Source organism: Sphingobium amiense, assembly GCF_003967075.1.
In the GTDB taxonomy this organism is placed as follows: domain Bacteria; phylum Pseudomonadota; class Alphaproteobacteria; order Sphingomonadales; family Sphingomonadaceae; genus Sphingobium; species Sphingobium amiense.
The window spans coordinates 551,641-569,769 of record NZ_AP018664.1 but is presented as its reverse complement, the minus strand read 5'-3'; the positions used below and the strand labels follow the sequence as shown (position 1 = coordinate 569,769).

Genomic DNA, 18,129 nt, shown 5'->3' with positions numbered 1-18,129 from the left:
GAGGCTCAGGCGTCAGTGACGTCGCGCGGGAAGATCGCACCCACCTGCGCGCCGAGATCATATTCGAGGGCACCGCGGGTCTGCAGGCCGCGCTCGAAAAGCTGCTCGTTAATCGACTGGAACGCCGGCCGGCCGGCCGACGCCCAGAAGGCATCCGACTGCGGCGGGAATTCCTCGTCGGCGAGCAGCGTGTATTTGTTCACATAATGCTTGATGTCCGCGATAACCCGGCGATCCCACCGGGAGACGCGCAGCGCCCACGCATCGATGAACGCCGAAAATTCGGCATCCGGGATTGCCCGGTTCACATAACCGTATTTTTCGGCGAGCTCGGCGGAGTAGTCCTCGCCGCTCAGTAGAATCTCGAACGACCGCCCTCGCCCGACGAGCGCGGGCAGCCGGCCCGCGGCGCCGCCGCCGGGCAGCGCGGTGAACCCGACTTCCATCTGGCCGAGAATGGCCTTTTCAAAGCTGGCGAAGCGGACGTCCGTTGCGAGAATGAACTCGCTACCGGCGCCGCGCGCGATGCCTCGAATGGCGGAGATCGTGACGGCAGGCAGGTGGCTCAGACGCACGAGCACATCGACCCAGGCCGCATAACCGGTGGGGCTTGGGAGCGCCTCGGTCTCAGCCGGGTTCGCAGCCAGATCCCAATGCGCGAGGAAAAAGTCCGGATCGGCGCTCTCGAACACGACGGCGTTCACGGTCGTGTTGGTTTCGAGTTCGGTCAGGAGCAGCTTGAGGTCGCGGATCATCGCCGTGCCGATCACGTTGACCGGAGGATTGTTGAACGCGACCCGCCAGAGCTGGGGTGTCTGGACCGTCAGCGTGAAATCGGTGGGCTTGAAGTCGTCGACAAACATGATGGACTCCGTTCCGTTGCAAGAGGCCAGACCAGCGCGGCGCGAACGCCGCGCTGCCTCGGCAGTCATCAGGCGAGTAGCGTCGCTTCCATGCCGATCTCGATCTTGAGCAGCATGGCGATCGTGCAGAAGGTGCGCGCACGCTCCGCGCAGTAGTCGAAGCGATCCTGCGGGATGCCGGGCACCTTCGCGCTCGTCGTGACGAAGGTGCTCAGGATCGCCGGGTGGCCATTCTCGCCGTAGCCTAGCTCGACGGCGACCGAGGTCTCGATGCTCTCGGCCTCGAAGCCGATCATGCCGAAGTTGTTTGCGAGCGCCTGATTGAAGCAGCCGGCAAGCGCGACGGCGAGCAGTTCCTCCGGGCTCGCGCCCGGCGTCCCCTCGAAGCGGCTGGAGAAGCTGTACGGCTTGTCCTTGAACGTATCCGTCTGGGTCGAGAGCGTGCCGGTTCCCTGCTTCCAGTTGCCCTGCCAGTTGGCCAATCCGATCGCTTTCATATGTCTCTCCTGCTTCTTCGGGGGTACGCTGGCCGCCGCTGGGGGGCTTGGGGGCGATTGGCGGCCAGCGTTCGGGAAAGCCGCGAGCCGTCAGCCAGCGGCCTTTTCGATTTCTGCCGCGAGCGCATCGGGCTGCGTGAGGAAGGGGACGTGCCCGGTGTCGATAGTGAGCGACAGACGGACGGGCGTGGCCTTGATCATCGTGGCCTGGTAGCCGGTGCTGATCACCTGATCGCGCAACGTGCGGATGGCCACCTTGTCGACCTTGCCAAAGCGGTCGGCGGTCAGGGTGACGGGCGTCGCGAGCGGGGCGAGCGGTTCGGCGACGACCGCCCCCGAAACCGCATCCTGAACCTGCTGCGGGCCGTCGCTGGCGAACACGCCGCCGCCGGCACCCGGCTTGACCGACGCGAGACCATGCTCCTTGTCGATGTCGAGAACCGGACCGAGCTTGCTTCCGGAATCAGCGGTTGCCAGCGACAGGAGTGAGTCCCCGTTGCGCGGGATATAGGCCGCGACATAAACCAGCGTCTTGATCTTCTGCGGCTCCGCTTCCGCCTCGGCCGAGATCGTAAAGCCCCCGAAGCTGTGGCCGACGAGGACGACCGGGCCGGTTTCGTCCGCAATCGCGCTCGCAACGGTCCGCTGGTAGAGGTCGAGCGAGATCTCGGTCACCGCTCGCTCGTTGCCGGGCCGGCCGGGAAGCGCGATATTCTTGACCTTGTATCCGTCCTTCTCGAGCTTCGCGACGACATAGCCCCAGACCTCGGCTGTCTCGAACGCGCCATGCACGAGCACGATCGTCGGCTTGGTCGGACCCGCGAGTGCAGGCAGGGGCGTAGCGGCAGCGGCAATGGAAGCGGCAGCGCTGATCAACTTCTTCATGGTCGGACTCCTCATCCCGCACCGCGGTCGATGACGGGGGCGTGTGAAATTTGATGGCCCCTCATATGCTCGCCTGTCCGGCCGTCCCCACTATACATAGGTGTAGAAAACAACATTCATGCCTTATATTCATCATACGGATTTAGCTGTAAGCCTGCGGGCATGAGGGTATGTGCGGCGTATCCCGAGATAGACACGCCATTCCATACCTGATAATCATCTTGAATAGGAACACACTGGAGGGCGCTCTCAAGTGGCTCGACAGCTGCCGTCTGATTCGGATCTGCGCGAGGAAACGCGCTCCATACCGACGCCAGAGGACGCGCCAGTGCTGGGCGCACGCGCCCGCACTCTGGTCGATGCCCTATGGAACTCCGTCCAGGAAAGCCTGGTCCTTGTCGACGAGTCCGGACGGATCACCGAGTGGAACAGGGCCTCCGAGCGGATATACGGATGGTCCCGTCGAGACGTCCTGGGCCGCCTTTTTTCAGAAATCATGGGCGAGCAGGTGCGGCTGCAGGCGGGTGACAACGAGGGCGTGGAACCCGGCCGCACCGAAGCACGGCGCACCACTGCTTGCGGCAGGGAAGTCATCTTAGAGACGATAATCATCGAGCAACTGGACGCGGAGGGCAGGACGACCGGTTGGGTCGAGAGCGGAATCGACGTGACTCGCCATCGCCGCGCCGCCTGGGCAGCGGAAGCGGAGCAACGCCACTACCGCAACGTGTTCCACGCTATCCCGGCATCCGTCTGGGACATCGACTTCTCGAAAGCGCGGGCAACCGCCTTGGCGTGGCTGGACGGGGTCGACGAGCCACCCTTGACGTGGTTTTCCGCACGCCCCGACAAGGTCCGCGAACTGATGCGTTCGACCTTTGCACGCGACGTCAACGAGCAGGCGATGTCGCTGTTCGGGGCTCGCTCCCGCGACGATCTTCTCGTTTCGATCGAGCGCTACTGGCCGGACGACAGCATCGGGGACTTCACGGCCTGGCTCGTCTCGGCGCTCGACGGCCAACCGTTCTTCTCGTGCGAGACGCGTCAGCGCCGATATGACGGCCAGGAGTTCGATGCGCTGTTCACGGCGAGCTTCGCGCCGGGGACGGTCGAGGAGGGCCGGCTCGTCGTTTCAATCGTCGACCGCTCGGAGATCACCTCGAGCCAGGCGGCTGTCCGCGAGAGCGAGGCCTTCTACACCGACATGTTCAATACCTCGGCATTCTCGGCCTGGCATCTGGACGCCCGGGAGACGAAGCCGATCTATGCCGAACTTCGGGCCAACGGCGTCGTCGATCTGCGCGAGCATCTGGCCGAACACCCCGGAACTCTTCAACGCCTGATGGCGGCGATCAAGGTGGTCGATGTTAACTGCACGACGCTGCAATTGTTCGAAGCATCCGAATATAGCGATATCGTCGGTGGACCGATCACGCGCTACTGGCCGCCGGACAGGCTCGATGCCCTGATCGGGAGCCTTGAGGCATCGTTCAACGACCAGCCGATCTACAAAAGCCTGACGCGCATGTGCACGCTCAAGGGGAAAGAGATCGACGTGCTCTTCACGCGCTCGGCCTCGAGTGCTCTGCACAGCGCAGGCCAGCTGTTGCTGGCGATCGTCGACATGACCGACAAGGTTCAGGCCGAGAATGCGCTGGCGGAGATGCAGGCGACGCTGGCCCATGCCGCGCGCATCTCCTCGTTGGGAGAGCTGACCGCATCCATCGCTCACGAAGTGAACCAGCCCCTCGCGGCGATCACGGCGAACGGCGAAGCCGCGCTGCTGCGACTCCAGCAACCCGCGCCCGCGTTGGAGCAGTTGCGGCAATTGACCGAAGAAATGATCTCTGACGCGCGCCGCGCCTCCGACGTGGTGGCGCATATCCGCTCCCTCGCCTCCCCGCAGAGCGGCGAGCATCTGGAAGTTTGCGTGAATTCCATCGTTCGGGAAGCATTGACGCTGGTTGGGTCACAGCTCGAACGGTGCGGCGTGGCCGCTGTATTGGAATTGAAGCCGGGCCCAGCCGTAACTCTCGGCAACGCCGTCCAGCTTCAACAAGTCCTGGTAAACCTGATCTTGAACGCGCTCCACGCGGCGAGGGGGCGCCCGGGCGCGCGTGTTGTGCTGGGCACTTCCGAGTCCGAGGATGTAGTGGTCCTTACTGTCGAGGATAACGGTACGGGCATCCCGCCCGAAATCGTGGGCAGGCTGTTCGATAGCTTCTTTACGACCAAGGCAGATGGGATGGGAATTGGCCTGGCGATCTGCCGGACGATCGTCGAGGCTCATGGCGGCGAGATATCGGCAGCAAATATCCCTTCAGGCGGCGCCCGGTTCACTGTTCGGCTCCCGCGCGCCGGACATCGGTAGGCCGGCGAGCGCCCGAACGGACTTGGCGCGATTCACCGCCGACTAAACGAACGCATAGTTGCCCGCGCCGTCAGGGAGATTATACCTGACCCTTATAAGGCTTAAAGGAGCATCGTCGCGATGATCACCAATAAGGCCGGAATCGCTCTCGGTAGCGAGGATCCGGCTCGGACCCGAGACCGGCCAGCGAGCGTCGGGCCTCGGCCGGTGGCTGGCGACTTCCACGCGGCGACCCGGCAGGCTCCCCGATACCACAATGACGGCAGAGCGGGGCTGCAAGGGCCGCACAGTTCGCAGACGGGCGGCGAGGTCGAGGAGCCAGAGTGCGTCCACATCATCGACGACGACCCCTCTGTCCGTTCGGCTCTGGTGAACCTGATATCGGCCGCGGGCCTATGCGCCCAGGCGTATGTTTCCGTGGATGCGTTTCTCGCCGATAACGAGATCGCGGTTGCCGGTTGCTTCCTTCTCGATGTGCGATTGCCTGGGCTGAACGGGCTCGATTTCCTGACACAAATGACCGAGCTGGGCCTTTGTCTTCCCGTGATCTTGATCAGCGGCCACGGCGACGTACCGATGACGGTCAAGGGAATGAAGGCCGGAGCGGTCGATTTCCTCACCAAGCCTTTCCAACCGAGCGAGGTGCTGGAGGCGGTGGCGGAAGCACTCGGGATCGACCGTGCACGGCGCCAGGAGCAGGCGAGCCATTCGGACATCGTCGGGCGCTACGAGAGCCTGACCCGTCGCGAGCGGCAGGTCATGGCCCTTGTCACGGCGGGCAAAATGAACAAGCAAACCGCCGGTCTTCTCGGGCTGAGCGAAATCACGGTGAAGGTCTACAGGGCCGCCGTGATGCGGAAGATGGCGGTTCGAACGCTCGCTGATCTGGTGAAGGCTTCGGAACAGCTGGCAACCCAATCCCCTGACCTCTTCGCTGCCAACGAGAGCTAGGACGAGCTTTCACCCGAGCCATCTTGTGCTTAAATCGAGGGACCAGCCTTGTCCGGAATTCTGACCGTCTGCGTAGTCGATGACGATCCCTCAGTTCGAAACGCGCTGGTCAACCTGATCGCGTCGATGGGCTTCAGGGGTTGTGGCTACCATTCTGCGGAGGCGGCGCTCCGCAGCGGCGACGTCCTGGCGGCCGCTTGCATCCTGACCGATATCCATATGCCGGAGCTCGATGGCTTCGCGCTGAAGCGCCGGCTTGATGAGCTGGGCTCGGATACCCCGGTCATCATGATGACCGGGCGCGACGACGCGCATCTGGAGCGACGGGCGATCGAGGCTGGCGCGATGTGCCTCCTGCGCAAGCCGCTTCATGCAGACGCGCTGGCCAGGTGCCTGGCGGAAGCGTTCGGCCTGGGCTGACCTGAGGCAATCGTTGTGGAGTCCGCGCGAGCGCGCGGGATGCCACGATGGTCGATTGCGGCCGGCAACTGAATAGGCGACGCAAGCACGTCGCCAGCCTCCGGCGTGCGCCAACGTCGAGTCCGGGCCGTGTGAAGGGCCCTCCACCGCCAGCGCGATGGAGGGCTTTGCTTCAGCTTTCCGAATCTACGCGGATGAGCTTCTTGTTGACGAATTCATTGATCCCGAGATCGGACAGTTCGCGGCCGTATCCAGAATTCTTGACGCCACCGAAAGGCAACTCCGGCGCCGACCCGCCAGCCTGGTTGATCGAGACCATGCCGGTCTCGATGCGGCTCGCGATTTCTTTCGCGCGTTCGATATCGGACGTCATGATCGTGCCGCCGAGACCGAACGGGGAGTCATTGGCGAGCGCAACCGCCGCGTCCACGTCGGGCACGCGAAACAGCATCGCCACAGGAGCGAAAAATTCCTGGTGGAAGACAGGATTGTCGGGGGACACGTCGGCGAGAAGCGTCGGCTCGAGGAAGTATCCGGACCGGTCCATCCGCTTGCCGCCGACCAGAACGCGCGCGCCGCCGGCGACCGCGGAGTCGATCTGCTTCAAGACCAGGTTCAGCGCTGCCTCGCTGCAAAGCGGCGCCAGGGTCGTGGCTTCATCGCGAGGATCGCCGGGAATGAGTTCCGCGATTGCAGCACTGAACCCGGCGATGAAGTCGTCGGCGATCGTCTCCTGTAGAATGAACCGCTTCGCCGCATTGCAGACCTGGCCGGCATTCTCGACGCGGCCACGCACGCCCAATCTCACCGCGCGCCCGATATCGGCGTCGTCGAGCACGATGAAGGCATCGCTGCCGCCAAGCTCCATGGTGCTCTTCTTCAGCGCCTTCCCAGCCTCTGCGGCCACCGCCGAACCGGCCCGCTCGCTGCCGGTGAGCGCCACGCCGGCCACGCGGGCATCTGCAATCGCGGCAGCGGCCTGATCGTTGGAAAGGAAGACGTTGGAATAGACGCCTTCGGGTGCCCCGGCATCGAGGAAAAGCTTCTCGAACGCCAGTGCGCATTGGGGAACAGAGGGGGCGTGCTTCACGATCAGGACGTTGCCCGCCATCAGATTCGGGCCGGCGACGCGGGCGAGCTGGTAGAAGGGGAAATTCCACGGCTCGATGCAGAAGATGACGCCGATCGGCGCGGTTTCGACATAGGCTTCGGCGCCGTCGGTCACGATGGTCCTGGAGCCGAGGAAGCTTTCGGCGTTCTCGGCGTAATAATTCAGGATGCTCACGCAGACGTCGACCTCGCCCTCGGCTTCGCGCCGCAGCTTGCCCATCTCGAGCGTGGCGAGTGCAGCGAATTCGCTGCAACGTTCGGCAAGCAGCGCGGCCGCCCTTCCCACGATCTCGGCCCGGCTCGCGTAGCTCCGGGATCGCCAGTCGTTGCGGAAGACCGTGTGGGACGTCTCGAGAGTCGCCTCCAGCTGCGCGTCGGTGTGGTCGTCGAAACTCTGAACGAGGAGTTCGGTATAAGGATCTCTTGATTGGTAAGTCATTGGGGGCTCTTTCAGTCGGTTGGTGGATTATTGGTTGGTGGCGGGTCGGATAAGGCTCGGAAGCGGCGGACCGCGTTCCCGGACCGTGACTCGAGGAGCACGGTCGTGCATCGGCGCGACCGGCTGCATCTCGGCTGCGGGCAGAACCCGCACCGAGCGTTTGTCAGCTGAGCGGACGAACGGACGGGCCACGACCGGAGGGCGCATCAGCCTGCCATTCCGCTCCTCGCTTGAGGAAAGCGTGACGGCTCGTGAAGCATCGGGAAATCGCGCTGGTGCCAGATCGGATACGGCACCGGCACTGCACTCGCCTCGTCGAGCCGGGCGATCTGTTCGGCTGACAATTCCCAGCCGATCGCGCCGAGGTTCTGCAAGAGCTGGTCTTCGTCGCGCGCGCCGATGATCAGCGTGCTCACGGTCGAGCGCCCGAGGAGCCAGTTGAGTGCGATTTGCGTGACCGACTTCCCCGTCTCAGCCGCGATCAGGTCGATGGCGTCGATGATACGGAAGAGACGCTCGTCCTCATATTGCGGGCCGGTGCCGGCAATGTCGTGGGCGCGCATGCCAGGAGCGGCCGGCTGACCCCGGCGGATACGTCCGGTCAGTTTGCCCCAACCCAGCGGGCTCCAGACGACCGCCCCGACGCCCTGATCCTCTGCGACCTGCTGGAGTTCGAACTCATATTCGCGGCTGAGCAGCGAGTAACAGACCTGATGGGCCACATACCGCGGGTAGCCGTGCCGATCCGAGATCGCGACCGACTTCATGACCTGCCAGGAGGAGAAGTTGGACGCGCCTACGTAGCGGATCTTGCCCTCGCGGACGAGTTGATCGAGCGTCGACAGCGTCTCTTCGACCGGCGTGTTGAAGTCCTGTCCATGCAGCTGGAAGAGATCGATGCGATCCGTGCCGAGCCGGCGCAGCGCCTTCTCCACGCTTTCGATGAGATGCTGGCGCGACGAGCCATAGTCGTTGGCCCCCTCGCCCAACGGGAACGTCGCCTTCGTCGAGATGAGCACGCGGTCGCGTCTGCCCTTGATCGCCTCTCCGAGGATCGTCTCCGCACCGCCGTCCGAATAGACGTCGGCGCTGTCGAACATCGAGACACCGTGGTCGAGGCAGATGTCGACGATGCGCGCGGCACCTCCGGCGTCTGTCGACCCAAAGCCCCTGAAGAAGGCGTTTCCGCCACCGAAGCTTGCGGTTCCGAAGCTTAGGACCGGCACGCGAAGGCCGGAACGGCCAAGCCGACGATAGAGCATTTGGGAATTCCTTCCGGTTGAAAATCGGACAGTTCGTTCGCGCCAGCAGCCGGATTTGGCCCGCTGTGGTCAACCTATCCATAGGCATCGATTGACTTGAAGCCTGATAGTTATCATGTTTCGGTCGCTCAAGGCTCGATCGTCCGGTGAAGTGCCGCGGCGGAGCCGGAATGGAACCCAACGATGAAGTCTGTCCGCTTCCACAAGACCGGTGGTCCAGAGGTGCTGGTGTACGAGGAGGTTCCGGATCCGGAGCCCGGCGCCGGTCAGATCCTGGTGCGGGTCGAGGCTGTTGGCATGAATTTCTCCGACGTCTTGCGTCGGCGTGGCGATGCGTATCCGGAGCCGACGCCACTCCCCTTCACCGTAGGCAGCGAGGTAGCCGGAACCGTGGCTGCTCTGGGACCGGGCGTCGAGGGACCGGCCGTCGGGACGCCAGTCTTCGTGCCGGCCCGCACCGGTGGTTATGCCCAGTATGTCGTCGTTGCGGCTTCGAGCGCGATTCCGCTGCCCGACGGCATTAAGCCGGTCCAGGCGACCGCACTCGTGATTCAAGGCCTGACGGCGCTATTCGCATTGCGGAACGCCGGCAGGCTCGCGGAAGGCGAGGCGGTGCTGATCGAGGCCGCAGCGGGCGGCGTCGGTTCGTTCGCGGTCCAGCTTGCGAAACTGCTCGGCGCCGGCACGGTGATCGCAGCCGCAAGCAGCGAGGCAAAACGAGCGAAAGCGATATCGCTCGGCGCCGACGCCGCGGTTGACTACACCGATCCAACATGGGCCGAACAGGTGCGCAATCTGACCGGCGGCCGAGGCGTGGATGTCGTGCTCGAGATGACGGGCGGCGATACGGTCCACCGCGCCCTCGACGCTATGGCACCCTTTGCCCGGATGGTGGTCTACGGCTTGGCCAGCGGCGAAAGCGTCGAAGTCGACCCGCAGCGCCTGATGAATCTCAACCAGTCAGTGGTCGGCTTCTACATCGGAGGCTTCTTCGCCAATCCCGACCGTATCGCCACCGGCCTCTCCGAGATCGTCGCACATGTTCAGGCGGGGAGGCTCGAGCTTCAGATCGGCGGCGTAATGCCGCTCTCGCGAGCTGCTGACGCGCATCGCCTCCTCGAAGGCCGCGGGTCGACCGGAAAGCTTGTCCTCAAGCCATGGGATGACGCATGACACAGACCAGTTCCGCAAGCTCATCGCCTGAGGCCCTTCCAGCGGGGCCGAGGATACTTTTCATCGTCAGTAGCGCCAAGATCGGGTTCTGGCTGGCTGAACTGACTCATCCTTTCTGGCACTTTTCGGAGCGGGGCGCCGAGATCACGCTCGCAAGTCCAGACGGGGGCGCGATCCTGCCTGACAGGACCAGCGATCCGTATTCCGAGAATTCCTGGGAGGCCAACGACCTTGTGAGCAAAGGCTTCCTCTCCGACCCCACGTTGGTCGCGCGGTTAAGTGCCACGGTGGCGCTGAGGGATGTGAGCATCGATAATTTTGACGGCGTGCATATCGTCGGTGGCGGCGGGGCGGCGGTCGACCTTTATCCCAACGCCGATGTGACCGCCCTGCTCGATGCGGCATTTGCCAACGGCAAGGTTGTCGGCACGATCTGCCATGGCTCTATCGCGTTGGCGAATGTGCCCGAACGCGTATCGGGCCGGGCGGCCACGGGCTTTTCGCGGATCGAGGATGCGCAGGTCGAGGACCTCTACGGGAAGGATTTCGTTCCGAACTTTCCGCAACCAGTCATGGAGGCTGCGGGAATCAGGTTCAGCGCGACCGATCCCTGGGGCATCCATGTCGTCGTCGACGGCAATCTGGTGTCGGGGCAGAACCAGCAGTCGGCCTCCGAATATTCGATCGCATACCTCCACCTGCTCACCGGCAACAATCCGGTAATGCGCGCTGGAGAGCGGGACGGCGTTCGCCAGTCATAGAGGCGTTCGCGAGGATGAACGGCGGCAAGCGCGTCGCATCGCCAGGACGCAACCATGTCGCTCAATCGCCCGGGAAGGATTGGTGATGAAGCCCATGCAACAAGTGATCGTCGACCGTTTCGGCGGACCAGAGGTGCTCACGCTCGTCGATGTCGAGATACCGAAGCCAGGTCCAGGCCAGATCCTCGTACGCGTCGAGGCAGCCGGCGTCCTCTATGGCGACGTAATGCGGCGAACCGATCGTTATCTCCTTCCCACCCCCCTACCCTACAGGCCAGGAACCGAGATCGCGGGTGTTGTGGCAGATGTGGGCAACGGGGTGACTTCGCCGGCGATCGGCGAGCGCGTCGTCTGCTTCGTTGGTTCGAGCGGTTACGCTCATTATGCGATAGCTGAGGCAACGAGTGCGATTGCGCTTCCGGACAGCATCGAATTCGGCGAAGCCACGGCGCTGCTTGCGCAGGGGGTAACCGCCTATCTGCTGACGCACGACGTCGCAAACCCGCAGGGCAAGAGCGTCTTCATCGAGTCGGCAGCCGGCGGCGTTGGCATGCAGGTGATCCAACTCGCACGGGCACGGGGCGCCACTTTTATCGCCGGCTCGGCCAGTTCCGCGTCAAAGCGCGAATTTGCCCTCGCGGGCGGCGCCGATTTGATGATCGATTCGCGGGAAGACGGTTGGGCAGAGCAGATTCTTGAGGGCACTGCGGGTCGGGGCATCGATCTGGCCTATGAATCGTCCGGCGCCTCTTTCCGGGAGATACTGAAATGTCTCAGCCCCTTCGGCATGCTGGTCAAGTTCGGCCGCGGAGTGGACGAGAAGCAAAGCCTTGATCCCACCATTTTGGTGGAGAAGAATCAGGCATTACGGGGCTTTTATTTGCCGGGCTATCGCGATGCAGATCACATTCGTCTTCTCGGCGGAGCGACGAAGGCACTGATCGACCTGGTGGTGAGTGGCGCGCTCAAGGTGCATGTCGACCATCGTTACGCCTTGTCTGAGGCCGCCGAGGCCCATCGTGGAATCGAGAATCGCCGGACGATCGGCAAGGTCGTGATCGAACCTTGGGCCGAGTGCCCAAAGTGAGCTGAGCCGGCAGCTCGCAATCAGTGAAAATCGTGGCTGCGGATGCGCAGCAAATCCTGTTCGTCGCGCGGTACGCCATGCGGCGGCGACGCGAGGGTGCGGCCGCGCGGCAACCGGGGATCGCGCGGATCGGGGCCGCCGCCGCTGCGCGCGCCATCCGCCGGATTTGGCGCGACCGAGAAATCCATGTCGCCGATCGAGCGCAGCATAGGATCGATATCGGTGATGCGGTCACAGATGATGTGGATGACCTCGCCCTCCTTCTGGAGGCGGCCGCGCATCGCGATCATCGACGCGGCCATGACCTGCCGGCGATAGATCTCGAACCGATCGGGCCAGAGGATGCCGTTGGCGATGCCGGTCTCGTCCTCGATGGTCACGAACAGGACGCCCTTGGCCGAACCCGGCCGCTGGCGCACGAGGATGACGCCGGCGACCTCGACGTTGCGTCCATCGCGGATGGTCGGAAGATCGGCGCAGCGCACGATGTTCATGGCGTCGAACTGGTCGCGCAGGAACATGGCCGGTTGGCCGCGCAGCGACAGGCCGATCGACCGATAGTCCTCGATGACCTCGCGGCCGTCGGTCATCGGCCGCAGCGTCACCGCCGGCTCCAGCCCCTCCGGCGAGAAGGCGGCCTCGCGCGCATCGGCGCCGGCGAACAGTGGGAGCGGCGCTTCGCCGAGCCCCTTTACCTTCCACAGACCCTGCCGCCGATTCTCGGCGAGGCAGCCGAAGGCGTCGGCGTCGGCCAAGCGCTCGATCGCGGCGCGCGGCACGCCGGCACGACGCCAGATGTCCTCGGCGCTCTCATAGGGAGCCTGGCCGCGCGCGGCGACGATGGCGGCGCCATGCACATTGGCGAGCCCGCGCACCTGTCCGAAGCCGAGCCGCACCGCAAGATAGCGTCCGGCGGCCGGCTCCAGCGTGCAGTCCCAATGGCTGTGGTTGACCGAGACCGGGCGAACTTCGACGCCGTGGTTGCGGGCGTCGCGGACGATCTGCGCGGGTGCATAGAAGCCCATCGGCTGCGCGTTCAACAGCGCCGCACAGAAGACATCGGGGTGGTGGTGCTTCACCCAACAGGAGGCGTAGGCGATCTTGGCGAAGCTGGCGGCGTGGCTTTCCGGGAAGCCGTAGCTGCCGAACCCCTCGATCTGCTTGAACGTGCGTTCGGCGAAGTCCTTGGGATAGCCGCGCTCGATCATGCCGCCGACCAGCTTGTCGTAGAAATGGCTGACCCCGCCGGTGAGCTTGAACGTCGCCATCGCGCGCCGGAGCTGATCGGCCTCGGCCGGAGTGAAGCCCGCGCCGACGATCGCGACCTTCATCGCTTGCTCCTGAAACAGCGGCACCCCCAGCGTCTTTTCAAGGACGGCGCGCAGCTCGGGCTTGGGATATTCGGGCTTCTCCTTGCCCTCGCGTCGCCGCAGATAGGGATGGACCATGTCGCCTTGGATCGGTCCGGGGCGCACGATCGCCACCTCGATGACCAAATCATAAAACTTGTTGGGCTTGATGCGCGGCAGCATCGACATCTGCGCGCGCGATTCGATCTGGAAGACGCCGAGCGTATCCGCCTTCTGGATCATCGCATAGACGCCCGGATCATCGTCCTGCAGGTCGGCCATGCCGGTCCTGATGCCTTTATGCTGCTCCAGCAGGTTGAAGGCGCGGTTCATGCAGCCGAGCATCCCGAGACCGAGCACATCGACCTTCATGAACTGGAGCGCGTCGATATCGTCCTTGTCCCATTCGATGATCTGGCGGTCTTCCATGCGAGCCGGCTCGATGGGCACGAGATCGTCCAGCCGCTCCTGCGTCAGCACGAAGCCGCCGGGATGCTGCGAGAGATGGCGCGGCGTGCCGATGAGCTGGCGTGACAGCTCCAGCGTCAACCGGAGCCGATGATCGCCGGCGTTGAGGTTGAGACTGGCTATCTGCTCGTCGCTGATGCCGTCGACCGACCAGCCCCAAACGAGGCCGGTGAGCATCTTGGTCAGGTCACGCGGCAGGCCAAGCGCCTTGCCGACCTCGGCGACCGCGCCGCGCGTGCGGTAGCGGGTGACGACGGCGGTCAGCGCCGAGCGATGCCGCCCGTAGGTCTCGTAAATCCACTGGATGATCTCTTCGCGCCGCTCATGCTCGAAATCGACGTCGATATCGGGCGGCTCCTTGCGTTCGCCGCTCACGAATCGCTCGAACAGCAGCTCATGCTGGATCGGATCGATGGAGGTGATGCCGAGCATGTAGCAGACGCAGCTATTGGCGGCCGACCCGCGCCCTTGGCACAGGATGCCCCGACGCCGGCTTTCCGCGACGATGGAATGAACGGTCAGAAAATAGGGCGCGTAGCCGAGCTGGTCGATCAGCCTCAGCTCATGGTCGATCTGCTCACGATATTTGGGCGGCAGGCCATCGGGGAACATCTGCCCGGCCGCCTCTTCGGTCAGCGCCGCCAACGCCTCCTGCGCGGTGCGCCCGGCCATCACCTGCTCATAGGGGTATTGATACTGGATCTCGCCAAGGTCGAACTGGCAGGCAGCGGCGATATCGGCGCTGGCCTGAATCGCGTCGGGAAAGGCGGCGAACCGGCGTTCCATCTCTTGCGGAGATTTCAGACCGCGATCCATGTACCGCTCGCGCCGGAAGCCAAGCGCGTCGATCGTCGTCTTCTCGCGGATCGCCGTCAGGACATCCTGCAACGGCCGGCGATCCGACGCATGGTAGAGAACATCGCCGGTGGCGACGCTGCGCATCCGGGCGGAGCGCGCCAGCGCATCGAGTTGGTGGAGCCGCGCTGCATCATCCGGCCGGCGCCGCAGCGAGAGCGCCAGATAGCCGCGCGCGCCGAAGACGGTGCGCAGCTCGGCAAGATGCGCGGCGGCGGTGGCGTCGGGACAATCGGGAATGAGGATCGCGATCAGCCCCTCGGCGTGCGCGACGACATCGCTCCAATCGAGGACGCAGCATCCCTTGCCGCCGCGCGCCTTGCCGATCGAGAGCAGGCGCGTGAGCCGCGACCAGGCGGGACGGTCGATGGGATAGACCAGCAAGGCCCGGCCATCGGTCAAGTCGACCCGAGCACCCGGAATCATGCGGACGCCGGTCGTCTTCTGCCCATCCCAGCCGCGCACCACGCCGGCCACGCTACCCCAGTCGACCAATCCCAGCGCGCGATGGCCGAGCAGGCTGGCGGCGGCGAACAGTTCCTCGGGCGAAGAGGCGCCACGCAGGAACGAAAAATGGCTCGTCACCTGAAGCTCGACATAGGTGGTCGCGGAGGTCGCCATCAGCCAAACAGCCCGTGCATGTACCAAGAGAGATCGCCGGTCGCCCCTTCCACGCCGTCGCCGCGGCGGAACAGCCAGAAGCGTTCGCCGCCTTCGGCCTCCACTCGGAAATAGTCGCGCACCGCCCACAGTTCGCGTGCCGTGCGCCACCATTCGCCGTGGATGCGCTCGGGGCCGTCGCCCGCCACAACGCGATATGCGCGTCCGCGCCAGACGAACCGGCGCGGCGGGTGATCGGGCAGCAAGGCGACGACGTTGGACAGCGGCTCGGGTCGCGGCAGGAGACGGATGGGGCGCTTCCACGCCGGCCAACCGGTCGGGATGGAGAGCGGCGACACGCGGAGCACGGCACGCTCGGGCACATCGCTTTCGCGCGCGCCGATGCGGAACAGCGCTTGCTCCCCGACGCCGCCGGCGAGTTGGTCGACCAGCGGCGCGATATCGCGGACGCGGGCGCCGTCGGCGAATGTCGCTTCGAGCGATGTCGGCGCAAGATCCTCGACGCGCGGCGTTGCCAGCGTCATCGCCTCGATGCCGAGACCCGGTTCGATGCGCTCCACCCGCAGCGCGAACATGCGTTTCAGATGGTGCGCGTCGCGCGTCGCGCGCGCGGTGCCGAGGCCGATGCGCTGCTCGTCGCCATCGACGCGCAGGCAGGTCAGGACCGCGCTGCGCAACCCGAGGCCGCGCGCCTGAAGAAGCCGGGCGAGATCATCAACGAGGTCGCCGATGACCTGTGTGATGGCCTCCGCCGTTCCGATCGGTTCGAGCAGCCGGCGCGAGACCTGCGGCTCGTCGAAAGGTATGACCGGGGTGATCGGTTCGGCTACCAGCCCGCGCGCCTGATCGAGCCGGGTCACGGTCGCGAGGCCGAGCCGACGCGCGAGCGGTCCGCGCGGCATCGGATAAAGATCGGCTATGCGGTCGAGCCCGAAGCGCGCGGCGGCGGTCAACGCATCCGGCGTGAGCCGGAGCGCGGCGAGCGGCAATCCGGCAAGGGCTTGTGCCTCGGCACCCGGCGGCAGGACCGTGATGGATACGCCGCTGTAGCGGGCGAGCGCGTGCGCCGCGCCCGGCGTGCCCGCGATGGCGATGGATGCGGTATATCCCAGCCGGGCAAGGAAGCGGTGCAGATGGCGGCAGAAGCGCTCTTCGCCGCCAAACAGGTGGGTGGCGCCGGTGAGGTCCAGCCACAACCCGTCCGGCGCGGCCACGCTGGCAGTGGGCGTCCAATGCCCGACGGCATGGAGCGCGAGCCGGTCGAGCACCGCCCGATCGGCCGCCGGATCGGCATCGCGCACGTCGAGATCGGCGACGAGCGCGCGTGCGTGCGCGGCCGCCATGCCTTTATGGATACCCAGCTCGGCGGCGAGCGGACAGGCAGCGGTGACGACATCGCGTTGACCGACTCGCTCGATGAGGATCGTCGGCCGCGCCCATGCCGCGGGCTGAAACGGGGCGGCCACGGCTTGACCGCGCGGGCCGCCTTCGTCGGGTCGCATGGCCTTGAAGGGATGATCGGCCGGCTCGCTGCGCCGGCCCATCTCGCGCATCGTCGGCCGCTGGTGTGCGGGCAAGGTGGCGATGTCGTCCGCGACGCGCTCCCGCGCCAGCGCGCCGTCGCGCGCCCAACGGGCGCCAGGACGCCAGCCGCCGCCACGCGGCACCGAGCAGGCGCCGGGATCGTCGTCGATCGGCGGCACCACGCTCGGCCGAACCGGGCGTGGCTCCGGGTTATGCGGCTTGGCTGATTGCTCCAACCGGCGCAGCCGCTCGATCGGGAGCTGCGGCAGGTAGAGCGAGGCGACCCGTGACATCACATGCTTCAACTTCGAGGGAAAAGGGATTGCCGCTGCCTTGCCGGACCAACTCGACCGACCAGCGCGCGCGGCCCACGCCGGGATATGGCAGGCGCGCCGATGAGGCGCAGCCGATCCGCCAGCGCGTCCTTGCCAGCGACGGCTGGACTAGCGGGCAGCGATCCGGCTTGCGATCGCGGCGATACAGCAGGATCGGCGTGCCGCTGTCGGCTGCCGCGAGCTGGAGCCGGCGCGTGACGGTCAGGTCAGCCGCTTTCACCTCGGCGACGACGCAGGCGAGCGAGCCGCCGCGCAAGCCGTCCTCGGCCAGCGCCAACACGTCGCTGTCCTTGCGGCCCTGCGCGTAGAGGATGCGATCGGGACCGAGACCCACTTGCTCCAGCCCCGGCGCATAGAGATCGAACCGGCTCAGCGCCCACAGGACGGTGAAGCCCGGTTGGGCGGCGAACCGCGCGGCGATCCCGGCCATGAACAGCGATGCTGCGGCATCGTCGCTCAGCGAGTCGGTCGCAGCCGCGATCTCGTGGAGGCCGGCACCGTCGACGCCCCGGTCCGCAAGCCGGTCATCGATCGCGGGCAGCCCGAACGCCAAGGCCGGCCCGCGCGCGGCCGAAGCCTGCGCGAGCTGGGCGCGGAGCGCAGCAAGCTGTTCGGCGCGAGGCCGATCGGTCAAGGCTGGTTGCGTGGACACAGGTCATCATCGACTCATTTGTTCTTATTATGTTCCATTGCGTCGGAGGATTCGTCAAGGTCAATGAATCGGGACGGCCTGTCCGAAGCGTCGCCCAAGGTCGCACGAGACACTGTTCAAGAGGATTTTCGGCAGGAGAAACGGAGGCTTCATCGATCCCGACGGCGCTTTGAATCCGCGCCCCAGTTCCTATCTAAGTCACTGGTATCGCGCATGTGCGCGGAGGACAGGATGGCGAATGGTTGGGCGCGAGACGGCGCCGTTCAGGATCAGATCGACGATACGGTGATGGATGCGGTGCTGCGGGCGCGCGTCATGATGCCGGCGGGCGATGGCAGCGATGAATGCGACGATTGCGGCGAGGAGATTCCGGCTGCCCGGCGCGCTGCGCTGCCGGGCACGCGAACCTGCGTCGCCTGCCAGTCGAAGCGCGACGCGAATATCCGCAGCGTCGGAATCAATCGTCGTGGCAGCAAGGACAGCCAGTTGCGCTAGGGCCGGGCGAT

General features: G+C 65.2%; 15 protein-coding genes. 7 read left to right on the top strand and 8 right to left on the bottom strand.

Going from position 1 to position 18,129, the window contains the following annotated elements; genetic code table 11:
* Positions 1-5: 5 nt before the first annotated feature.
* The 3 genes from SAMIE_RS02680 to SAMIE_RS02670 form a co-directional block, all read right to left on the bottom strand.
* The gene (locus SAMIE_RS02680) at positions 6-863 is read right to left on the bottom strand and encodes an enoyl-CoA hydratase/isomerase family protein (RefSeq protein ID WP_066697875.1); all 858 of its coding nucleotides are present in this window, start codon (positions 861-863) and stop codon (positions 6-8) included.
* A gap of 68 nt (positions 864-931) precedes the next feature.
* Complete coding sequence (locus SAMIE_RS02675; RefSeq protein WP_066697883.1) at positions 932-1,360, bottom strand: OsmC family peroxiredoxin; 429 nt, start codon at positions 1,358-1,360, stop codon at positions 932-934.
* A gap of 90 nt (positions 1,361-1,450) precedes the next feature.
* Positions 1,451-2,245 carry an alpha/beta fold hydrolase gene (locus SAMIE_RS02670; RefSeq protein WP_066697885.1) on the bottom strand — a complete coding sequence of 265 codons (795 nt, stop codon included), beginning with the start codon at positions 2,243-2,245 and terminating at the stop codon, positions 1,451-1,453.
* Between the two features lie 253 nt (positions 2,246-2,498).
* Between SAMIE_RS02670 and SAMIE_RS02665 the strand changes: the two genes are divergently transcribed.
* The 3 genes from SAMIE_RS02665 (at position 2,499) to SAMIE_RS02655 (ending at position 5,987) form a co-directional block, all read left to right on the top strand.
* Entirely contained in the window at positions 2,499-4,616 is a 2,118-nt protein-coding gene (locus SAMIE_RS02665; protein ID WP_083952393.1) for an ATP-binding protein, read from the top strand.
* A gap of 120 nt (positions 4,617-4,736) precedes the next feature.
* Positions 4,737-5,567, top strand: coding sequence for a response regulator transcription factor (locus SAMIE_RS02660; protein ID WP_083952394.1), 831 nt, complete (start codon positions 4,737-4,739; stop codon positions 5,565-5,567).
* 48 nt (positions 5,568-5,615) lie between these two features.
* Positions 5,616-5,987, top strand: coding sequence for a response regulator transcription factor (locus SAMIE_RS02655; RefSeq protein WP_066697889.1), 372 nt, complete (start codon positions 5,616-5,618; stop codon positions 5,985-5,987).
* Between the two features lie 172 nt (positions 5,988-6,159).
* Here SAMIE_RS02655 and SAMIE_RS02650 read toward each other — a convergent pair whose 3' ends face one another.
* Positions 6,160-7,536, bottom strand: a complete 1,377-nt coding sequence (locus SAMIE_RS02650) for an NAD-dependent succinate-semialdehyde dehydrogenase (protein ID WP_066697892.1) — start codon at positions 7,534-7,536, stop codon at positions 6,160-6,162.
* A 206-nt stretch (positions 7,537-7,742) separates the two neighbouring features.
* Complete coding sequence (locus SAMIE_RS02645; RefSeq protein ID WP_066697893.1) at positions 7,743-8,798, bottom strand: aldo/keto reductase; 1,056 nt, start codon at positions 8,796-8,798, stop codon at positions 7,743-7,745.
* A 183-nt stretch (positions 8,799-8,981) separates the two neighbouring features.
* Between SAMIE_RS02645 and SAMIE_RS02640 the strand changes: the two genes are divergently transcribed.
* From SAMIE_RS02640 to SAMIE_RS02630, 3 genes are all read left to right on the top strand, one after another.
* Positions 8,982-9,971 (top strand): quinone oxidoreductase family protein, encoded by a 990-nt coding sequence (locus tag SAMIE_RS02640; protein WP_066697894.1) that lies wholly within the window; start codon positions 8,982-8,984, stop codon positions 9,969-9,971.
* The gene (locus tag SAMIE_RS02635; protein ID WP_066697895.1) at positions 9,968-10,732 is read left to right on the top strand and encodes a type 1 glutamine amidotransferase domain-containing protein; all 765 of its coding nucleotides are present in this window, start codon (positions 9,968-9,970) and stop codon (positions 10,730-10,732) included. The genes SAMIE_RS02640 and SAMIE_RS02635 overlap by 4 nt, the downstream gene beginning before the upstream one ends.
* Positions 10,733-10,817: 85 nt before the next feature.
* Entirely contained in the window at positions 10,818-11,819 is a 1,002-nt protein-coding gene (locus tag SAMIE_RS02630) for a quinone oxidoreductase family protein (protein WP_066697897.1), read from the top strand.
* Positions 11,820-11,839: 20 nt separating this feature from the next.
* Here the strand turns inward: SAMIE_RS02630 and SAMIE_RS02625 are convergent, their stop codons facing one another.
* Genes SAMIE_RS02625 through SAMIE_RS02615 form a run of 3 tightly spaced genes read right to left on the bottom strand, consistent with a single transcriptional unit; the run spans position 11,840 to position 17,605 of the window.
* Positions 11,840-15,112 (bottom strand): error-prone DNA polymerase, encoded by a 3,273-nt coding sequence (locus tag SAMIE_RS02625; protein ID WP_066697899.1) that lies wholly within the window; start codon positions 15,110-15,112, stop codon positions 11,840-11,842.
* Positions 15,112-16,929, bottom strand: a complete 1,818-nt coding sequence (locus SAMIE_RS02620; RefSeq protein WP_083952396.1) for a DUF6504 family protein — start codon at positions 16,927-16,929, stop codon at positions 15,112-15,114. Before SAMIE_RS02620 ends, SAMIE_RS02625 begins: the two co-directional genes overlap by 1 nt.
* Complete coding sequence (locus SAMIE_RS02615) at positions 16,847-17,605, bottom strand: ImuA family protein (RefSeq protein ID WP_232037353.1); 759 nt, start codon at positions 17,603-17,605, stop codon at positions 16,847-16,849. Before SAMIE_RS02615 ends, SAMIE_RS02620 begins: the two co-directional genes overlap by 83 nt.
* Positions 17,606-17,854: 249 nt before the next feature.
* Between SAMIE_RS02615 and SAMIE_RS02610 the strand changes: the two genes are divergently transcribed.
* The gene (locus SAMIE_RS02610) at positions 17,855-18,118 is read left to right on the top strand and encodes a DksA/TraR family C4-type zinc finger protein (protein ID WP_066697902.1); all 264 of its coding nucleotides are present in this window, start codon (positions 17,855-17,857) and stop codon (positions 18,116-18,118) included.
* Positions 18,119-18,129: the final 11 nt, after the last annotated feature.